19 protein-coding genes are annotated in these 20,039 nt (G+C 29.3%); 4 read left to right on the top strand and 15 right to left on the bottom strand.

Translation table 11 applies throughout. The features are described from left to right. Positions 1–128: 128 nt before the first annotated feature. From AC1XJX_RS09650 to AC1XJX_RS09660, 3 genes are all read right to left on the bottom strand, one after another. Complete coding sequence (locus tag AC1XJX_RS09650; protein WP_482003774.1) at positions 129–1,571, bottom strand: leucine-rich repeat domain-containing protein; 1,443 nt, start codon at positions 1,569–1,571, stop codon at positions 129–131. Then, on the bottom strand, positions 1,543–2,106 hold the full coding sequence (locus AC1XJX_RS09655; protein ID WP_482003775.1) for a leucine-rich repeat domain-containing protein: 564 nt from the start codon (positions 2,104–2,106) through the stop codon (positions 1,543–1,545). The genes AC1XJX_RS09650 and AC1XJX_RS09655 overlap by 29 nt, the downstream gene beginning before the upstream one ends. Positions 2,107–2,196: 90 nt before the next feature. Continuing rightward, complete coding sequence (locus AC1XJX_RS09660; protein ID WP_482003776.1) at positions 2,197–3,603, bottom strand: Lcl domain-containing protein; 1,407 nt, start codon at positions 3,601–3,603, stop codon at positions 2,197–2,199. 279 nt (positions 3,604–3,882) lie between these two features. Between AC1XJX_RS09660 and AC1XJX_RS09665 the strand changes: the two genes are divergently transcribed. Next, entirely contained in the window at positions 3,883–6,441 is a 2,559-nt protein-coding gene (locus tag AC1XJX_RS09665; protein ID WP_482003777.1) for a ligand-binding sensor domain-containing protein, read from the top strand. A gap of 106 nt (positions 6,442–6,547) precedes the next feature. On the opposite strand, the gene AC1XJX_RS09670 is transcribed toward AC1XJX_RS09665, so the two are convergent. Further along, positions 6,548–7,051 (bottom strand): CIA30 family protein, encoded by a 504-nt coding sequence (locus tag AC1XJX_RS09670; protein ID WP_482003778.1) that lies wholly within the window; start codon positions 7,049–7,051, stop codon positions 6,548–6,550. Between the two features lie 90 nt (positions 7,052–7,141). Next, positions 7,142–7,768, bottom strand: a complete 627-nt coding sequence (locus tag AC1XJX_RS09675; protein ID WP_482003779.1) for a hypothetical protein — start codon at positions 7,766–7,768, stop codon at positions 7,142–7,144. Between the two features lie 313 nt (positions 7,769–8,081). Between AC1XJX_RS09675 and AC1XJX_RS09680 the strand changes: the two genes are divergently transcribed. Both AC1XJX_RS09680 and AC1XJX_RS09685 read left to right on the top strand, forming a co-directional pair. Beyond that, complete coding sequence (locus AC1XJX_RS09680) at positions 8,082–9,272, top strand: pyridoxal phosphate-dependent aminotransferase (RefSeq protein ID WP_482003780.1); 1,191 nt, start codon at positions 8,082–8,084, stop codon at positions 9,270–9,272. After that, positions 9,272–10,378, top strand: coding sequence for an AEC family transporter (locus AC1XJX_RS09685; protein ID WP_482003781.1), 1,107 nt, complete (start codon positions 9,272–9,274; stop codon positions 10,376–10,378). The genes AC1XJX_RS09680 and AC1XJX_RS09685 overlap by 1 nt, the downstream gene beginning before the upstream one ends. 131 nt (positions 10,379–10,509) lie before the next feature. On the opposite strand, the gene AC1XJX_RS09690 is transcribed toward AC1XJX_RS09685, so the two are convergent. From AC1XJX_RS09690 to AC1XJX_RS09720, 7 genes are all read right to left on the bottom strand, one after another. Further along, positions 10,510–11,361 carry a dienelactone hydrolase family protein gene (locus tag AC1XJX_RS09690; protein ID WP_482003782.1) on the bottom strand — a complete coding sequence of 284 codons (852 nt, stop codon included), beginning with the start codon at positions 11,359–11,361 and terminating at the stop codon, positions 10,510–10,512. A gap of 18 nt (positions 11,362–11,379) precedes the next feature. Continuing rightward, positions 11,380–12,426: a glycosyltransferase family 9 protein gene (locus AC1XJX_RS09695; protein WP_482003783.1), complete on the bottom strand. Its 1,047-nt coding sequence runs from the start codon at positions 12,424–12,426 to the stop codon at positions 11,380–11,382. A 13-nt stretch (positions 12,427–12,439) separates the two neighbouring features. Next, on the bottom strand, positions 12,440–13,267 hold the full coding sequence (locus AC1XJX_RS09700) for a DMT family transporter (protein WP_482003835.1): 828 nt from the start codon (positions 13,265–13,267) through the stop codon (positions 12,440–12,442). 16 nt (positions 13,268–13,283) lie between these two features. Next, complete coding sequence (locus AC1XJX_RS09705) at positions 13,284–14,198, bottom strand: EamA family transporter (RefSeq protein WP_482003836.1); 915 nt, start codon at positions 14,196–14,198, stop codon at positions 13,284–13,286. A gap of 29 nt (positions 14,199–14,227) precedes the next feature. Beyond that, on the bottom strand, positions 14,228–15,013 hold the full coding sequence (gene ppk2 / locus AC1XJX_RS09710) for a polyphosphate kinase 2 (RefSeq protein ID WP_482003784.1): 786 nt from the start codon (positions 15,011–15,013) through the stop codon (positions 14,228–14,230). A gap of 30 nt (positions 15,014–15,043) precedes the next feature. Next, complete coding sequence (locus AC1XJX_RS09715) at positions 15,044–15,496, bottom strand: cold-shock protein (protein ID WP_482003785.1); 453 nt, start codon at positions 15,494–15,496, stop codon at positions 15,044–15,046. A gap of 116 nt (positions 15,497–15,612) precedes the next feature. Then, a complete protein-coding gene (locus tag AC1XJX_RS09720) occupies positions 15,613–17,169 on the bottom strand; it encodes a DEAD/DEAH box helicase (protein ID WP_482003837.1) in 1,557 nt (518 codons plus the stop codon). A gap of 166 nt (positions 17,170–17,335) precedes the next feature. On the opposite strand from AC1XJX_RS09720, the gene mgrA reads away from it, so the two are divergent. Next, positions 17,336–18,349, top strand: coding sequence for an L-glyceraldehyde 3-phosphate reductase (gene mgrA, locus AC1XJX_RS09725; protein ID WP_482003786.1), 1,014 nt, complete (start codon positions 17,336–17,338; stop codon positions 18,347–18,349). On the opposite strand, the gene AC1XJX_RS09730 is transcribed toward mgrA, so the two are convergent. From AC1XJX_RS09730 to AC1XJX_RS09740, 3 genes are all read right to left on the bottom strand, one after another. After that, a complete protein-coding gene (locus tag AC1XJX_RS09730) occupies positions 18,346–18,438 on the bottom strand; it encodes a hypothetical protein (RefSeq protein WP_482003838.1) in 93 nt (30 codons plus the stop codon). The genes mgrA and AC1XJX_RS09730 overlap by 4 nt on opposite strands. A 12-nt stretch (positions 18,439–18,450) precedes the next feature. Beyond that, positions 18,451–18,774: a T9SS type A sorting domain-containing protein gene (locus tag AC1XJX_RS09735; RefSeq protein ID WP_482003787.1), complete on the bottom strand. Its 324-nt coding sequence runs from the start codon at positions 18,772–18,774 to the stop codon at positions 18,451–18,453. Positions 18,775–19,119: 345 nt separating this feature from the next. Next, on the bottom strand, positions 19,120–19,794 hold the full coding sequence (locus AC1XJX_RS09740; RefSeq protein WP_482003788.1) for a hypothetical protein: 675 nt from the start codon (positions 19,792–19,794) through the stop codon (positions 19,120–19,122). Between the last annotated feature and the right edge of the window lie 245 nt (positions 19,795–20,039).

A 20,039-nucleotide genomic window follows, 5' to 3' on the forward strand; every position in this document is an offset into this window, starting at 1 on the left:
TTATATTTTTGTTTTAAATTACTATAAGAAACATCATTTTTTAAAAATCTATAATAGCTTTTTAATATATTAAAAAAACCCAAAAGTGTGAGAGTACTTTTGGGTTAATAAAACACTGTTTTTATTTTTTAATTTATAGCAATCTTTTTAGTAATTGTTCCATTATCAAAATCAAGTTTTAAAATATAAATATTCGAAGCTAAAAAGTTAGTAGATAATGTATTAATTTTTCCTTTAGAAACTTCAGCACCAAAAATATTGTAAAGCGTATATTTTTCAAATTGAATAGTATCAGAATATATTATTTTAATTTCATTGGCACTTGTTATAACTTTTATGTTGTTATTAAATTCAAAATCTGAAGTACTTAATGCCGCATCTTCAGCTACCGAATTAAAGTTTATCCATAACGCACCAGGGTTTGTTACATAAACTCCTGTTGTGCCAACAGGTATGTGCAAATTAATGCCACTACGGTCTCCAGTAATATTGAAAGTATCATTTGTACCTGTAGTAATTGTTGGTGGTGTTGTTGCTAATGAAGTAACATCTGTTAATGGATTTGCAGCAAAAGCTATGGAGCCAATATTTGTAACACTACTAGGGAAAGTAATACTGGTTAAATTGTTATCTACAAAAGCACCAAATTCAATATTTGTAACATTATTACCTAGGGTAAGACTCGTTAAGGAATTTGTTACAAAAGCTTGAGAACCTATAGTAATTACACTATCCGGAATAGTTAAACTAGTTAGGTTATTAGTATTAAAAGCTGAAGTTCCAATATTAGTAACACCATTAGGAATTGAAACACTCGTTAACCCTTTGCTAAAAAAAGCACCATCTCCAATTTTTGTAACAGTATATGTTTCAGCAACATCTGTAATAGTAGCAGGAATGGTAACATTTGTTCCACTTACAGAATTATAGTTTGTAACCACAAGGTTATTAGTTGAAGTAATTATTTCAAATACCATTTTAAAACCTGTCCATAAAGCGCCAGAGTTTGTAACATAAGTATTTGTATTAGCATTTGGTATTATTAGATTAATATTACTTCGATCATTATTAAAAGAATCAATACTTCCTCCTGTCGTTATTGTTGGAGGTGTTGTAGCCAACGAAATAACGTCTGTTAATAATAGGTTATTTTGAAATGCAGATTCACCAATATTTGTTACACTAGCAGGAATAGTAATACTAGTCAAATCATTGGTGTTAAAAGCTAGATTTCCTATGGTGGTAACATTATTTCCAATAATCACATCTGTTAAGTCATTTCCTGCAAAAGCTAATTCACCTATACTCGTAACACTATTTGGTATCACTACATTGGTTAAGTTATTCTGAAGAAAAGCGTTAGCACCAATACTAGTAACTGAATTTGGTATAGTAACACTAGTAATATTATTATAACTAAAAACATGATCAGTCAAACTAGTAAGACTATTGCCAATAACTAAATTAGAAATAGCATTAGATGAAAAAGCATATGAACCTAAACTGGTAACACTATCTGGAATTGTAACACTAGTTAAACCACTAAAACGAAAAGCGTATACTGGTAACACTACTTCCTATAACCACACTAGTCATATTATTATTTTGAGAAAAAGAACCATCTCCAATACTAATAACGCTATCAGGTATTGTAACACTTGATAAATTATTAAATGCAAAAGCTGAATTACCTATACTAATTACACTGTTTCCTATAACCAAACTAGCTAAATTATTATTCTGAGCAAAAGCATTAGCACCAATGGTGGTAACGCTATTAGGAATTGTAACAGGAGTATTTATAGAATTATTAGAAAATGCACTTGCACCAATAGTAATAACACTATCAGGAATATCTACACTCGTTAGTTGATTGTTTAAAAAAGCATTATTTGCAATTGCTGTAACAGTATATGTTACAGAATTATAATTTACTGTGGCTGGAATATTTACCACAGAACCACCAGCTGTATCATAATCTGTGGCTTGAACGGTGTTATTTGTTGTTGATGTAATAGCATAGGTAACAAAATTATCTACAAACGTTTGCGAATAACCTATTGCAACTGTAAATAGAGTAATTAAAAAAAGTAATGTTTTTTTCATGATTATGGGTTTTATTAAATTATTAGATTAATAGGTTTTAAATAAAATAGCCACTCATAATTTAAATTATAAGTGGCTTTTAAATATTACTTAAAAACTTCTTACTGCTCTAACATACGAAGTATTTAACTTATTGTTAATACCTTGACTTCCACTTTGAAAAAACTGTATCCAAGCAACATTAGTATTACTAGTTGCTTGTGTAGATGACCAATAAAATATCGCAAACGAATTACCACCATTTGCTGTAGCTACAGTGTTTATTATTGGATTATTAATAAACATTTCATTTAGTTCATCTTTAGATGGTAAATACCAATCTGAGTAGCCATTTAATGTTAAATTATCACATAAACTTGCAGCATAATTACCAGCTCCTTGTGTATTGATAATAGCATTTGTGTTAGCTTGACCAGTTCCAATAGCTGTTGCATTCGCACCTGTAGCTTGATATTCTATACCATTACCCCATTGTATTTGTGCTCCGGAATTTAAATCACTTATGGTGCAAACTAATCCACCACCATTTCCATCTAGCCAAAAAATAACACCTCCATGGTTAAAATCTCCAATTTCATTAATATTATTAAGGTTTATAGTTAATGTCGTTGGATTTATAGCATCATCTGTGGTGATAGTAGCTGATACTGTTGTATTTGTTTCAAAGTCAAATAAAGCAGCGTTAGAGACAGTCAATTCTCCAGTATTTGCATTAATACTTACTGCTCCTGCTGGAGTTTGTGATGTTATACTAAAATTTAACGGTGTACCACCTGTAGTTTGAACCGTACCTATAGATTGACCATTTGATGGGTTTTCATCAATATTCAAATCTGAATTTTGAATGGTTATTTCATTTATATTAGTTAGGCTAATAGTAACAGTTGCTGGATTTACTGATTCACCATCTGAGATTGAAGCTGTTATTACTGGGTTTGTTTCAAAGTCAAATAAAGCAGCATCCGCAACGGTTAATTCACCTGTGGATGCATCTATACTTAAAGCACCTAAGGGTGTTTGTGTATATATGCTAAAATTCAAAATACTACTACCACTAGTTTGTATGGTACCCACACTTTGTCCGATAGTTGGATTTTCATCCATAGTTACTGATAAATCTTGAGTTGCTAATTCAATGTTTAAAAGGTTTATAGTTACATTGGCTGTATTTATAGCTCCTTCAGCTGAAACAGTTGCCACAAGTGTAGGGTTTCTTTCATAATCGAATAAAGCAGCTTCTAGAACAGTTAATTCACCTGTTGTTGCATCTATACTTAATGCCCCTTCTGGTGATTGAGAGGTAATGCTAAAAATTAATGATCCGCTTTCGCTAGATTGAATGGTTCCAATAACTTGACCAATAGATGGATTTTCATCAATGATTACTTCTAAGTCTTCAAGGCTTATCTGAATAGTTTCATCATCTTTATTACAAGCAGTAGTTGTAAGCAAAATTGAAAGCATTGATAAGTAGATTAATTTTAATGTTTTTTTCATGTTTTTAGATTTTTTGGGTTAAAAATTTGAAGCAAAATTATTTTAGTTTATCAATAAATTATTCTTAAAAAGAATGTTTGTGACCAACAGGGTATGAAATAGTGATAAACTATATTTTTGTTTTAATTATAAAATTCAGTTTTCAAAACCATCTTTAACCCCTCCTAAAACCTTACTGTAGAATAGTTTGTGACGAATTTGCTTATAATAGTGACGAACATAAAAAGCAATCTATTAGTCATAATTTAAATAATATTACATTTGTTAAAAACAATACTATTGAAATTACATAGTTACCTATTCGTTTTGTTTTTCACAGTTCAAATAAGTTATTCTCAAACGCATATTTACAAGCATTTTGGGGTAGATGATGGGTTACCTACCTCTGAAGTTTATGATACTTATCAAGACAAACAAGGTTATGTTTGGTTTGCTACAGATAAAGGTTTATCTCGATTTAATGGCTATGAATTTAAAAACTTCACAATACAAGATGGTTTACCTGATAACACTATATTAGATTTTTATCCTCAAGAAAACGGACAAGTATGGTGTTATGGCTACCAAAGCCAAAAGCTTTTTTATTTTAACGAAGTATTTGATGGTTTTAAAACCTACGCTTTTAATGATGTTTTAAAAACGCAACTAATTACAAAAAGCATTGTTAAAAGTGTTGTTTTTGATGGAAATGAAGATTTATATGTAGGCGGACATTACTTAAATGGTTTAATAAAAATTACTAACAAAGGTGATCTAGAGACTCAATTTGACTTAAATACAAATATTTTAAAACCAAAAGAAAAACACAATGTTGGTTTAGGTATAGAAACAAATAAAGGTGTCTTTTTTAATGTTTATGATAGTAACTATAAATCGAAAGAAAATATATTTATTTTTTTTCCTAACAACACTCCAACGTCTCGAGTTGACATTATATTCTTAAATGATAAACAAACTGTTTTTATAGATACCAAACTAGGTGTTCTATCAAAAAACGATGACATTAAATATTTTGAAACAGAGCAATATCCTATAGGTGTAAAACGAATTAACGACTCTTTATTTTTTGTAGGCTATTATAATAATGGTGCAGAAATAAGAGGAGCATCCGGACAAATTATTAAAAAATTCTTACCAAAAAAGTCTGTCACTGATTTTTTGATAGATGCAGAAGGTAGCTATTGGTTTACAACTTTAGATGAAGGTGTGTTTTACTTAAAAAACCCAAGCATAGAGGTTTATATGGAAGAGCATATGTCATCTTTAGTTAAGGATAATAACAATAAATTATACGCAGGATTAAATAATGGCAATATTGTCAGCATTTCAAAAATGAAAATAGACACCTTATATGAAGGGTTAAAAAATAGCAAAGCAACTGTTGAATTTGATAGAAAACATAACCATTTATATGGCTACAGTGACGGTTTATTCATTAATTACACGAAGCGGGAAAAGATGCCCGAAATGGATTTTATTACAAATATCCCTGAAGATATTGGAGACAACCAATTATTAGTCCCCAATAATAATTCATTTAGTGTAAAAGAAAATAATCAAATAAAGAAATATGACTTGAAATATAATGTTCATGACGTGTGTAGATATAAAGAAACCATTTTTATAGGCACTTCTTCCGGATTATTAGTTCAGAAAGATGGAGTTATTAAAACACATTATGAGTCATTAGATATTTTAAAGTATAGAATAGATGATTTAGATGTAAACACAAAAACCAATTCAATTTACATAGCCACTCAGGGCGCAGGTATTGTTGTTTATAAAGATGATAATTATTACAGCATAAATAAAGAAAATGAGCTAACTAACAATATTGTTAGCGAAGTACATATTGAAAATGATTCTGTTGTTTGGGCTTGCACCAACTCTGGCTTAAATAGGATTTCTTTTAAAACAAACAATATTTTTGATGTCACAACCATTACCAAAGAAGATGGTTTACTAAGTAACGACATTAATGATGTTGAGATTATTAACGATACTATTTGGGTGGCAACAAAAAAAGGTTTATGCTTTTTTAAGAAAGAATTTTTACTAGAAAAAAGAAAATCAAAAATTATATCACTCACATTAAAAGATATATCCGTAAACAATACTTCAATCAAGAGCGAACACAAAAAACTAAAACACAATCAAAATACTATAGATTTCACACTACAAGGAATTTCTCAAAGAAATACAAATAAAATTACTTATTTATACCGCTTAAAAGAAATAGATACTAATTGGACAACAACTAAAAATAGAAGTATTCATTTTACATCTTTATTACCAGGCAATTATACATTTGAGGCTAAAGCACAAATACTAAACTACGAAAATAATAACTTAATCACTTATTCATTTAAAATACTACCACCTTTCTGGAGAAGTTGGTGGTTTTACACTATTTGTGCACTCTTATTTATTGGTCTAATTTATTTGTTTTTTAAAATCCGTGTTTTAACATATAATAAAGATATAATAAGAGAGTTGATGCGATTGGCGATTAAACGATTAAAACGGAAAGAACAATTTTATAGTTTTAGATCTAATGGAGAAGATTTTAAAATTCCTACCCATCAAATTCAATATATTAATTCGCAAGGAAATTATTTAGACATCGTTACAGATAAAAAAACATATACTTTTCGCTGTAAAATAAATGATTTTGTTAAAACAACACCTGATAGTTTAGAATATTTAAGAGTGCATAGATCTTACATTATTAGAATAGACCAAGTTTCGAGTAAAGGCAAAAATTGGGTGGTTATTAAAGATCAAAAAATACCAGTAGGTGAAACTTATTTATATCAGTTAGAAAAAATACAATTTTAGGTAAACTAAATCTGTGTTGAAATTTAGTATTACTTTATCAATCACCTACTCTATTTTTTAAAACTAAAAATAAGTTATGACTGATTACAATTTGAATTTCAAAAACTTAAGCCTCCAAAAAAATACTTTCTATTTCTAGACTAAAGGATTCTTTGGTTTTATTTCCTATTAAGAAACCTATTTCTTCCATGGTATCACCAGAAAAATTAGGCATATCTAGTTTTTTACCCCTAAAAGTTGGGTAAAAATCATTTAAAGGAATTTTTATAGTTTCACATACTCCAGAAGTTTTAAAGGTTTTTACATAAGAATAACGATGCGATATATCATCTTTAATTCTGAACTGATAGCATTTTCCATCACCTTTTACTATTAAAACAAGATATTTAAACACTGAAATACCCCTTTTATTAGAGGTGTACTTAATTGAAGAAAAACCACCATAGTTATCGGTACTTACAAAACCTTTAAAAATGGTATTGCCGGTTTCACTACTACCTACATAACCCTCTGATAAACCACCCATAACACCATCATTTATAACTTGCCAATTGGTATTATCGGATAGGTTGCTTTTAGTATAAATAATAGATATGTCTTGTTTGTGCATATTTTCATTTAATGAGATTTAAAAGTATAAAAAAAAGAGCTATTTAATTTTAAATAACCCTTTTTTTGTAGTTTAATTTTGAATTTAATGTTATTGTAAATTCACTATATCTTTAGATAGTTTGATGTTTTTTTCTGCTACAAACATATCCCCTTCTTTATCTAATCTAAGCATACTTTGAACCGCTTTTGCACGACAAGCAAGAGTTAACTCTGGAATTAATGGATCGTTGTTAAAAAAGAAAGAACTTATTTCATATTCAGGTTTTCCTGGCTCTTTAATAACACGATGTATTTGTTTAAGTTCTTTAGAGCGTTCATATTTACCAGGTATAAACGTATATAACGTATAACGGCCATCATCATTCGTTTTTACCCAACCTCTGTGGTTAACATAACGCTTTTTAAGTTCATCTTTTTTTAAGTCGTAATCACCATTTTCATCAGGCTGACAAACATAAAGGATGACATCTTTAGCAGGTGTAACTCCATCTTCTTGATAAATAATACCTGTAATTTTTAATTTATTAGGTTTAGAATTAAAATCTGGAATTGTATCTGTGTTACTTAATTCAGTTTCTGAATAATCGTAAATAGCATGTCGTTTTTTATAATTGCTTGGGATTTTATCAAAAATAGAAGCGATTTCTTGAGCATTAATGATATTAAAATTATTGGTAAAGTAGGAAATTAATAGAATGGCGATTATTTTTCTCATGGGGTATTTTTTTTAATCATTTCAAAATTAATTAACTACACCCATAGTCCTTAATAAATTCGTTTTAACAGATGAATTCTTCGTTGAATAGATAAAACACACTAATAATAATGCTAATCAAAAAAATAGATTTCAATAAGGTTATTAACAAATGTTTAGAAGATATTCACTAAAAACTCATTATTACTTGATAATAATGAGTTAAAATCATATTTTATCTATAATTATTTAAAAATAAACCATAAATTAGAACCAACATTCTAATCAAATCAAACTATTATTGATTTTAACTAACCACAAAAAATTAAAAAAAATGAATACCTCACAAATTAGCAGAAGAAATTGGTTAAAAAAGGGTGCATTAACTATGGCTGGTATGGCTATGATTCCTCAAGATTTTTGGGCAAATGCAGTTGAACAAGCTCAATTAGAAAACCGTACGTTTATTTTTAAAACATCAAATACTTTTAATGAGTTTACACCTCCAATATTTGAAGAACCAAAATTAAAAGCTATTCTTAGAGCAAACGAGAATCCATACGGACCACCACCATTAGCAGCTAAAGCTTTTCAAGATGCTGTTTTTTCTGGTAATCGTTATGCTTGGGGGACTTTAAATAATTTAATAGAAATGATTTCTGAAAAGGAAAATGTGAAACCTGAGCAAATATTGATGGCTCCCGGTTCTTCTGATATTTTAGAGAAAGTAGCTATGGTATTTTTTCAAAAAGGTGGTGATGTTATAAGTGCAGATCCAAGTTACATGTCGTTAATGAATGTTTCAGAATCTGTTGGTGGAAAATGGAAATCTTATAAACTATTAAGTGATTCTCAACACGATTTGGACGCCATGGAGGCTGGAATTGACCAAAACACAAAACTCATATATATATGCAATCCAAATAACCCAACAGGATCAATAACTGATGCAAAAAAATTAAAAGATTTTTGTAGTAGAGTTTCAGAAAAAGTTCCTGTTTTTATTGATGAAGCTTATATTGAGCTTTCTACTAATGGTATTAGTGATAGTATGGTAAGTTTAGTTAGTGAAGGTAAAAATGTTATGGTTGCGCGTACGTTCTCAAAAATACATGGTATGGCAGGTTTACGTATTGGATATCTTGTTGGAAAAGAAGAAACCTTAAAAAGAATTAATGATATTACTCGTGGTGGTATGGGTATTACTGGCCCTTCTATAATGGCTGCTACTACCAGTCTTAAAGGAGAAGACTTTTTAACCATGTCTAAAACTAAGATAGCTGAAGCTAGGTCTTATACTAAAGCTTATTTAGATGCTAAAGGTTACGCCTCTTTACCATCAGAAACTAATTTTATAATTTTTGAAATTCCAATGGATGGAAAAGCTTTTTTAGAAAAAATTTATAACAAGCAAGTTGGCGTTAGAGCTTTTAATTTTTGGGATAAAAATTGGTGTAGAGTGAGTATGGGTACTATGGAAGAAATGAAGCTATTTACCAATGCTATGGATGAAATTTTTGCTTAATGGCGGATGGTTTTGTAAAAGCACTTTCATTTATTTTATTTATTGTTATTGGTATTTTACTCAAACGGAAATTCACTTCCAATGATGAAGTAAATGGTCTAAAAAAAATTATTTTACTACTTGCCTTACCATCTACAATATTTATTGCTCTATTAAAAATAAAAATAGATTTTAATTTATTTTTATTGCCATTAATAGCGTTAGGGTTTAACGTCTTTTTATACCTAGTCACACCAATAATTTTAGTGGTTTTAGGTATAACAGAAAAATCTCAAATTAATACAGCAAAACTTTTAATACCCTCTTTAGCTCCTGGTTTATCTTGTTTCCCTTTTATTCTTGAATTTTTAGGTGAAGATTATTTAGCTAAGGCTGCTATGGCAGATTTGGGTAATAAATTTTTTGTTTTATTCATTCTATATTTAATAGCCATAAAATGGTATTATAATAATCAATCTATAAGTAAAAAACCTATAGAAACAAGAATAACATCTTTAGGTAAAACCATGCTTTTTGAGCCTGTAAACTTATTTATAATTACAGCTTTAGTGCTAGTTTTTTTTGGAATGAAACTTAATAATTTACCAACATTTGCTCAAGAGATTTTAAATAGATTAAGTTATATTATGACGCCTTTAGTGCTTATTTTTATTGGTTTATCTGTTAAAATTAAAACAAAACAGTTTTCTAAAATATTTTCAATGCTCATGCTCAGAGCTTCATTAACTATTTTAGTAATTACAACAATTGCCACAGTTTTTAAATTAGGTATAAAAAATGATATATTATTTTATATTGTTTTTGCATTAAGTGCATGTAGTTTTTGGCCATTTGCCCATATTTGTAATGTCGCAGAGAAGGAAGCTCATGCAGTTAAAAATAAAACAACATTTAATATGGATTTTGCATTAGCAATATTGGCTTTATCACTACCAATATCTGTAATTATTATCTTAACTATTTTATCTGCTCGAAATACCTTTTCAGATACTAATAATTTGTTATTACTTGGAGTATTATTGTTTTTCTTAGGAATTCTGATACCATTATATGAGTGGTCTAAAAAAGGAGCTCAAATTAAAGATAGATTTAAAAACGCGAAGTAAATATAAATTAGTTTTTTACCTAAAAAATCAAATAAACTTTTAAGTAGAATACCATGAAAAAGTCCAGTATTTTTAATGCTAGACTTTTTTTTTATGAATTTTGTAAACTAAAATCTAAATATAAACTAAACCTATTTAGTTTTAAAAGTGTTGTGTAATAATTCTAATAAAGCTTCCCAGGACTTTGCATCCGCTTCCTCATTATACTCCAATGGTAAATTAAATTTTTCACCTAAAGCTGTTGCTCCCTTACTTGTGTATGCATGTTTTGCTCCTTGGTAAGAAATATATTGGTAATCTGCATGGATACTATCCATTTCTTTTTTAAAGTTAACTATAGATTCTGGAGACACAAACGGGTCATCAGCACCATTTGCTACTAATACCTTCGCTTTCAATTTATTGTTTGGCATTATAGGTAATTGTACACCACTATGAAAAGCAGCTACAGCATCTAAATCTTCACCTGCATTTGCCATCGTTAAAACCACGCTTCCGCCAAAGCAATATCCAATGGCTGCAATTTTAGTACTATCAACAGATGGGTTATTTTTTAAAACTTGTAGCGCAGCATCAAAACGTGCTTTTGCTACATCGATATTTTTCATAACCATTCCAGAAAATTTACCTGCATCTTGTGGGTGTAAGGCTTGTTTACCATCTCCATACATATCAATAGCTATAGCTGTATAACCTAATTCCGCAAGCATATTAGCACGTTCTCTAGTGTAATCATTATGTCCCCACCATTCGTGAACAACAATAATTCCGGGTCTTTTGGTAGTTATATTCTTATCATAAGCTACATACCCCTTCATTTGAGTAGTGTCTGTACTATAAGTAACCTCTAATCCTTCTACATTTATTTCTTGAGTTATGACATTTTCTACTTTTTCTTTTGGTTGTTTTTTACATGATACTAGAAAAGTTAATATCGTTAGAATTAGTATGATGCCATTGTTAAATTTGAATTGTGTTTTCATAGTTATTTTTATATTTAGTTACTTGAGAATTTTATCGATTGCTTGAATCCAATCGTCACTATTGCTATGATTTGTATGAAATGCTAAACTACCATTACCATAAGGTGCATAAATATTGGGATCGGTTGTTGAAAAGAATCCTATGGTTGGAGTTAAACTGGCACTAGCCAAATGCATTACCCCATTATCTGCTGCTATAAAGATAGCTGTATTTCTTATGATAGCGCCCATTTCTCTAATATCTTTACTGTAAAAATTAGGTGCTTTAAAACCAATTTTAGATATGTTTTCAATTGGAAGCATTTCTATAATATTATAATTTGGATATTCTTTTAATAAACGCGCATAAAAAGTTTCCCACCAGATTTCAGAATAACACTTGTCTCCGGTCGCATTTGTATATAAACAAATGGTTTGTTTATCATTTTTTGTAATGCTATCTAATATTTTTTTTCCTTCTGCTATTTCAATTTCTTCTAATTTAATATTTAGAGTAGGTGTGTCAGAGATATTTTTATCAAAACCAAATTTTTCTAAATACTGTCTTAAATTAAATACCGGGAATTTTGAAATATGTTTATAAGCTAAGTTATCAAATTGAGTTTCATCTTCAAGATCTCCAAAAACTTTAAACTTAGCCCGACTTAATTGAGTTAGTAATCTTCCAGATGAAGAGTTTTTATCACCATTAATAACCAAATCGTAACTTGTACTTTTAATTGAAAACCAGTCTTTTACATATTTGAACAAATGATTAAATGGCTTTTTAGGAAGTTGAATTATTTTATTTACTTCTTTGTAGTTTTGAAATACCGAATTTGCAACACCACCTTTTACAAAAAGATCAATTTTACAATCAGGAAATATGTTAATTACTTCTTGAACTACGGGTGTTAATAATAGTTGATTCCCTAAACGATGATTAGGTCTAATTATTAATACCTTTTTTATATCAGGCTTTTTAGAAGCATCAATTATTGGATTTTTATAGGATTTTCCAATATTTTTTGTAATGCTATGCATTACGCGTCTTCTTATATTGTTTATGTTTTTAGGGATCTTCATAGATGCTTCAAAATTAAAAATTTTTAGCTTTTATTGTCTCTTTATATAGTATATTCAAAACTAGTCCTATTATAATAAGAGCAATCCCAAAAACACTCCAAATAGTATAAATTTCTGCAAAAATAAAAACACCAAATAAAACTGTGAAAATTACTTCTAAGTATTTTAATGGAGCTACTTGATTTGTTGATGCTGATTGAAATGCCTTTGTCATAAATAATTGTCCAAAATACCCAAAAATTCCTAGGCTAAAAAGTAAGTACCATTCTTTGCCTATTGGATTTACCCAATTATTAATTGATAATAAACCACCAACTATGGTTGCTATTACCATAAAATAATTAACAACAACAACAGGATGATCTCTCTTCCCTATTTTGCTTATCAATATATATACTAATCCACTAAAAATTGAAGAAACAAAAACCAATATCAAACCATAACTACTTATTTTAATATCAAAACCCTTAATGATTAAAACACCAGAAAAAGCAATAGCAAAGAAAAACCATTGCCAAATTTTAATAGTTTCTTTTAAAATAAATACTGCAAAAATAGCGGCAAAAATAGGTGCCATGTATCGTAAGGAAACGGCTGTTCCAATTGGAAGATATTTAGTAGACATGAAAAAAAAGGTCATTGATGTAACGCCGACTAATCCTCTTAATATCAATAACTTTTTTTGATTTCCAAGAATAGGAATTTTGTTTTTTAAAAGAAATCCAAAGGTAAAAAATAAGGAGCCAAAAGATCTAAAAAAAACAATTTGATACGCATTAATATGAACAAGTTGTTTTACTACTCCATTCATACAAGCAAATGCTATAGTGCTAATAAGCATAAATTTTAAAGGTGCTTTAACGTCCAAAAGGTCTGATTTTAATTTTACGTTTTGTAGTAATAAAATAAACACCAGTTAATAAAATAGTAGCAGCTATTATGGTTTGCAAACTAATTACTTCATCTAAAACATACCAACCTAGTACGATTGCGATTACTGGGTTTACATATGCAGAAGTAGATACTTTTTCAGGTGAAACCATTTTTAGTAAATAATTAAACGAAGTAAACGCTACAACACTTCCGAAAAGAGCCAAAAGAATCATAGACCAAGCAACAGGCTCACTCCATTCTGATGGTGAAATCCAACTTTCACCCAAAACCATACTTGTTATTATTAAAAGTATCCCAGATGTTATCATTTGATAAGCAGCGCTAACAAAATAATTTTTAGGTAAATCTGCTTTAGATACAAAAACACTACCATAGCTCCAACTTAAAACACATGTCAAAATCATAAACATACCTAGTAATGTGCCTTCTTGTGTTACTAATTCTCGCTGACTTACTAAGATATACATACCAATGACGCCAAAAATAACTCCAATTATAGAGCTTGTTTGCATTTTTTTTCCATCAATAAGTTTCATTAATAATAAAACAAAAAGAGGCTGTGTTGACGCCTCTAAAGCACCAAAACCACTATCAACATATTTTAGTGCCCAAACAAAAACGCCATTCCCATAAACTAAAAATAATACACCAGCAATTGTACAGTTTAAAAATTGTTTCCTAGTAATAGCTAGGTTTAGTTTTAAAAATTTAGCAATTATAAAAATAATAATACCAGCTGTTAAAAATCGTAAGGAGGCTAAAAAAAAAGGTGGTAATTCAGTTACTGCAACTTTATTAAGTAGGTATGTAGAGCCCCAAATAACATAAATGGCAAAAAAAGCGATAATGATAAATACAGTCTTCTTAGAAATTGCCATAATTAGAGACATAGTAAAACAGGTTTTGTTTAATGTATAACCTTATATTTATTTAAACAATCTTTCAAAGTTTCTGAATCATATACCTCAGAAACAATCGAATTATCTAGTTGTAATCTTTCTCCAGTAGCGCCTTTTTTGTCGTATTCAAATCTATTAACCACGTATCTTATAACTTCTTTTCTAGCTATATCGCGCTCATTCCCGTTAATAACTATCCAAGGAGCTAGTGGTTTTCCTGTTTTTTTAAACATAGCCTCTTTATACTTAGTGAAATCTTCCCATTTAGATTGAGCCTCTACATCTACACTACTTAATTTCCATTGTTTTAATGGATTGTGAACACGGTCTTCTAAACGCCTTTTTTGTTCTTCAGAATTTATTGAAAACCAAAATTTAAATAAATGAATTCCATCCTCAACCAAGAGTTTTTCCAATTGTACAACTTGCTTATTGAATAAATTATATTGTTTTTTTGTGCAAAAACCCATGACAGGTTCAACAACAGACCTGTTATACCAACTTCTATCAAAAAGAACTATTTCTCCAGGACCAGGAAAATGTTCAATATACCTTTGAAAATACCATTGTCCAGATTCTTTCTCTGTAGGCTTAGAAAGGGCTACAACTTTAAAGAGGCGTGGGTTTAAAAAACGGATGAAACGCATAATAGCTCCTCCTTTTCCAGCAGTATCTCTACCCTCAAATAAAATAAGTACGCGTTGGTTTGTTTCTTTTATATGCTGTTGTAATCTTACTAATTCAGTTTGTAGATTTATATATTCTTCATCCTCTTCTAAACTATGTAAACTCATAACTAAGATGATTTGAAATAAAAAATCGTATTAGATTTTTTTAACTCTAACAGCATTCATGCCTTTAGCGCCACGTTCTAATTCGTAAGTAACTTTATCGTTTTCTTCAATAGTTTCTAGAATACCGCTAACATGAACAAAATATTTTTCTTGGTTGATGCTATCTAATATAAAGCCAAAACCTTTAGAGTGATCAAAGAAGGATACTTTTCCTTCTTTAGCAGTTGGCTCCTCTTCTTCTCTATCTTCTTTTTTGGGAATCCCTAATTCGATGCTATCTGCTTCTATTTTTTCGCGTAATGAAGGATCTGGTGGAGTATCGGTTAAATTTCCATTGAAATCTACATATGCAAATTGAATACCTTGAGGGTTATCTTTAGCTTCAGCTTTTCTAGCTTCTTTCTTTTTTTGCTTATCTTCTCTCTTTTTTAAACGTTTCTTTTCTTTTTCGATTTTGTTAAAGGTAACTTGTGATTTTGCCATAGTTTATAACGTATACTTGATGTACACTGCAGATTTATTTTTTGAATTTTCAGATGTAAAGATACGCCTTATTTTAAGGATGGAGTAATATTATAGCAGTAAAATACTAAGTTGTATTAATCTTCTGGTGGATATCCGTGAATTTCCTCAAAAAGGGTGTCAAAATTTGCTCTTAAATACGCATTCAATTTTTTTCTGTATTCCCCTTTTAACCATTCTACAAAATTGAAAGTACTTTTACTAATACATTTTGTATATCTTGCTATTCTGAAATCAATGTCGTCTCCTAGCATTTTAGCCAAAGCTAAAGCATCATAAACATCCTCACTGTTTTCAGTGCAAATTTTAGCATGCTGCTCGATAGATCGTTCTAAAACTACTTTTGAAGACTCCCCATTTCTAATAGAATCTACATAAGTTTTTTGTATGTCGAAATGAACGTTTTTAGACTTAGAAAATTCAGCACGAAGCTCATCAGGCATTTCATATCTAAAATTACTTTCTAAATCTTCATCGCTTAAAATAGAATCTAAATAATAATTAGGAGATTTAAATATACGTTGCCAATCTAAATCATCTCCCCATGGTCCAAATCTGTGAAAATTATTACCCAAATCAACAACTGTAAATGTTTTTTTATCCTTTAAAATTCGTGAGCCACGTCCAATCATTTGGTAATATAGGGTTAATGATTTTGTAGCTCTATTTAATATAATGCTATCTACAGTAGGTTCATCAAAACCAGTAGTTAAAATACTCACTGATGTTAATATGGCATCTGGTGTTTTTTTAAACCATTTTAAAATTAAAGCACGCTCTTTTTTTGTGTTAGTATTATCTAAATGTGCTACTGGATAACCTGCTCGTCTAAACGTGTCATAAACATGTAAAGACGTATTTATACCATTATTAAAAATAAGGGTTTTTTTATTTTTACAACGTTCTTCATAAGCTTGTAAAAGCTTAGTTAGCATATCGTTATCTGTATATAAGTCTTCTGATGATTTAACAGTGTAATCACCATTGGCACCCACTACTAATGATGTTAAACCCACATTATAAGTATACATTTCTGCACGTGCTAAAAAACCATTTTCAATAAGAGATTCTATGCTTTCACCTACAATTAATTCATCATAATTATCAGTCATTGGCAACTCAATACTAGAGCTTAATGGTGTTGCAGTAACGCCCAAAATAAATGATTGACTAAAAAATTTAAATAATTTTGTAAAGGAATTATAATGCGCTTCATCAATAATTACCAAACCAATATCAGAAATATCTAGTTTGTCATCATTTAATCTATTATTTAAAGTTTCAACCATTGCCACAAAACAGCTATAGTTAGATTGATCACTTAAATCTGCTTTACTATCAATTACTTTATTTACAACACCAAATTCTGTAAGCATGTTTGAGGTTTGTTTACACAACTCAATACGATGCGTCATAACCAAAACTTTCTTTTTATGATGTTTTAAGTATTGCCTTACTATTTCAGAAAAAATAACTGTTTTTCCTCCACCTGTTGGCAATTGGTAAAGTAAATGATAATCGTCTGGAGATTCTTCAAATGCCTTAAAAATTTTATCAATAGCCCCTTTTTGGTAACTATATAAATTTTTCCCTTCGTTTCTTTCTTCTAATTCAACAGCAGATGCTTTGGACATACTTTCAATTTTGTGACGTGCAAAAATAACATCTTTAAAGGGTTTAACTAGCATAATTGATACAAAAATTATTAGGTGATATTAACAAAGGGAATTGATGCTTGTATTTTTTGATTATAGCTTTACAAATTATTCATATTTTTACATAAAATAAACATCTATATCCATGCAAATTAATGAGAATTCAGAAAATTTAAACTACACCGCAAATCCAGAAAGATATAAATCTATGACCTACAAAAGAACTGGTAAAAGTGGTGTTTTACTTCCAGCTATCTCATTGGGATTGTGGCATAACTTTGGTTTTGTAGATGACATTAATAATGGTAGAGATATTTTAAGAACAGCTTTTGATCTAGGTATTGTGCATATAGATTTAGCTAATAATTATGGACCACCACCTGGATCGGCTGAGGAAAATTTTGGAACGATTCTGAAATCAGATTTTAAATCACATAGAGATGAGCTGTTTATAGCATCTAAAGCGGGTTATGGAATGTGGGACGGACCATACGGTGAGTGGGGCTCTAGAAAATATTTAATTTCTAGTTTAGACCAAAGTTTAAAACGAATGGGGCTTGAATATGTTGATATTTTTTATCATCATAGGCCAGATCCAAATACACCTTTAGAGGAAACTATGGGCGCATTGGCCGATATAGTTAGACAAGGAAAGGCTTTATATGTTGGTATTTCTAATTATCAACCAAAAGAAACTAAAAAAGCAGCAGAGATATTGAGACAGCTGAATGTACCTTTTATTTTACACCAAGCCAGATACTCCATGTTTGATAGATGGGTTGAAGATGGCTTATTAGATACTTTAGATGAAAATGGTTTAAGCTGTATTGCTTTTTCTCCTCTAGCACAAGGTTTATTAACAGACAGATATTTAAATGGTATTCCTCAAAATTCTCGTGCAGGTGGAGAGTCTGTTTTTTTAAATAAAAATTCAGTGGATTCTAATATTGAGAAAATTCAAAAATTGAATGAGATTGCGAAAAATCGTAGTCAAAAATTATCTCAAATGGCTATTTCTTGGATTTTAAGACAAAAACAAGTAGCTTCCGTTTTAGTTGGTGCTAGCTCATCAGAACAATTAAAAGACAATGTAAAGGCGTTAGATAATTTGAGTTTTTCTAAAGAGGAATTAATTGAAATAGAAAATATTATTGCTTAAATTTTTATAAACTTTTTTATGATTTTAATACCAAATTCATTTTCAATTGAAATAAAATAAATTCCCTGAGAGAGTTTTTCAACGTCTATTGAATTGTTATTTTATAATTCATAATTAGAACTATACAACTTGCCATTAATATCAAAAATTTTAATTTTAGACTTAGCTAAATTGAAAAATGATGATATAAGTATTTCATTTTTTACAGGGTTAGGATAAATAATTAATTCTAACTTATTATTTGGATTTTTCGCTGATAAAGAATTTAAAAAATATGTAGCATAATCTCCAAAATTATTAATAATAATTAACGTTTTTGGCTGACTTGATGTTTCATCTAATACTTGATAAGTGAAGGTTCTACCAAACGAATAATAATTATAAAAATTATTATATTTTGGAATTAATGAAAAGTATGGTTCCATTTCTTCTTTACAACCACCCAATGTTACATTAATAGTGGAAAAAGTAATTGTTGAACTGTCAGAATCTATGATAATTTCACCTGAAGCAGTATCACAGACGGCAGTACTAAAACTTTTTATATTTTGACTTTGATAGGAAAAAGATGCTATGATTGTTCGTCCAAAACCTGAAATAAGTTGCAGATGGTTTTCAGAACCAATGTTTAAATCAATTAAACTCCAATCACCATAATCTAAATCTAAAGTTTAGGAAAAAACACTAAAACTAAATGCTACAAGTAAAAATAAATTTAACGTGAACTTCATGAAATGAAGAAAAAAAGATATAAAAATAACATTACAAAGTTATTCCTTAACCACAATAATGGTTGCTTTAACACCAGTGGCTAAATTCCATTGATTGTGTGATACAATAAAACCATTATCATCAATCACCTGAAATTCTGCGGTATTGGGTCCTGATTCACCTTGGTTAAGCGCTACAAAATCTATTTTATTAAAACCTGGTTTTAAATCTAATTTAAATCCACTATAACCACCGGTTAAAAAAACTCTAGCATGAATGATATCATCATTAACTCTCACTTGAATATAATCTCCATCAACATAACCATGATCTCGGTATACTATATTTACAAATTTAGCATTGCTTTTAAAATCACCTAAAAACTGATCGGTTTTACTGCCGTTTCTCTGCTCGATTTCTTCAGGAGATAACTTTAAATTTTCTATGTTTCTATTTATTTTTTTTTCGTAAAGTTCTCCAGGGTTTCCAAATCGCTCTTCAGGAAACATTGAAAACTCTTTTTTGGGTAATTCCAAATTAGGTGAAACATTTGGTCTATTAAAACCAAAAGCTTTATTTTCAATTGGTTTTGATGGTTTTAAAATTATAGTTTCAGACGAATCTTTTTTACTCTCAACGACTGGTATAGCAACAGATTTCTTTTTACTATCTATTTGTGCATTCATAGACAGTGATATAATAATTAAAAAAAAACTAACAATAAATGTTTTCATCAAAATTATATTTTACCTAAATTATTTAAGCTTAGATATTTCAAAGATATTTTTTTATCTAAAACCAAACAAACCATTATTAATATTTAATATTGGTTTAACAATAATCATTCCTAAAATAATAGTTACAAATTTATAATACTGTTTTATCTATTTATTTGTTGTTTAAATGTTAAATATTGTTAATTTATTACTTTGTTATGCATAGTACTGTAACAAATAATATTTTTGATCGTCTATATAGT

Source organism: Flaviramulus sp. (assembly GCF_982512915.1).

Bases quoted from the DNA above. Each gene is read 5' to 3' on its own strand.
- AC1XJX_RS09655 (WP_482003775.1), bottom strand. From the start codon at position 2,106: ATGAAAAAAACATTACTTTTTTTAATTACTCTATTTACAGTTGCAATA.
- AC1XJX_RS09660 (WP_482003776.1), bottom strand. From the start codon at position 3,603: ATGAAAAAAACATTAAAATTAATCTACTTATCAATGCTTTCAATTTTG.
- AC1XJX_RS09670 (WP_482003778.1), bottom strand. From the start codon at position 7,051: ATGCACAAACAAGACATATCTATTATTTATACTAAAAGCAACCTATCC.
- AC1XJX_RS09675 (WP_482003779.1), bottom strand. From the start codon at position 7,768: ATGAGAAAAATAATCGCCATTCTATTAATTTCCTACTTTACCAATAAT.
- AC1XJX_RS09680 (WP_482003780.1), top strand. From the start codon at position 8,082: ATGAATACCTCACAAATTAGCAGAAGAAATTGGTTAAAAAAGGGTGCA.
- AC1XJX_RS09685 (WP_482003781.1), top strand. From the start codon at position 9,272: ATGGCGGATGGTTTTGTAAAAGCACTTTCATTTATTTTATTTATTGTT.
- AC1XJX_RS09690 (WP_482003782.1), bottom strand. From the start codon at position 11,361: ATGAAAACACAATTCAAATTTAACAATGGCATCATACTAATTCTAACG.
- AC1XJX_RS09695 (WP_482003783.1), bottom strand. From the start codon at position 12,426: ATGAAGATCCCTAAAAACATAAACAATATAAGAAGACGCGTAATGCAT.
- AC1XJX_RS09700 (WP_482003835.1), bottom strand. From the start codon at position 13,267: ATGCTTATTAGCACTATAGCATTTGCTTGTATGAATGGAGTAGTAAAA.
- AC1XJX_RS09705 (WP_482003836.1), bottom strand. From the start codon at position 14,198: ATGGCAATTTCTAAGAAGACTGTATTTATCATTATCGCTTTTTTTGCC.
- ppk2 (WP_482003784.1), bottom strand. From the start codon at position 15,013: ATGAGTTTACATAGTTTAGAAGAGGATGAAGAATATATAAATCTACAA.
- AC1XJX_RS09715 (WP_482003785.1), bottom strand. From the start codon at position 15,496: ATGGCAAAATCACAAGTTACCTTTAACAAAATCGAAAAAGAAAAGAAA.
- AC1XJX_RS09720 (WP_482003837.1), bottom strand. From the start codon at position 17,169: ATGTCCAAAGCATCTGCTGTTGAATTAGAAGAAAGAAACGAAGGGAAA.
- mgrA (WP_482003786.1), top strand. From the start codon at position 17,336: ATGCAAATTAATGAGAATTCAGAAAATTTAAACTACACCGCAAATCCA.
- AC1XJX_RS09735 (WP_482003787.1), bottom strand. From the start codon at position 18,774: ATGGAACCATACTTTTCATTAATTCCAAAATATAATAATTTTTATAAT.
- AC1XJX_RS09740 (WP_482003788.1), bottom strand. From the start codon at position 19,794: ATGAAAACATTTATTGTTAGTTTTTTTTTAATTATTATATCACTGTCT.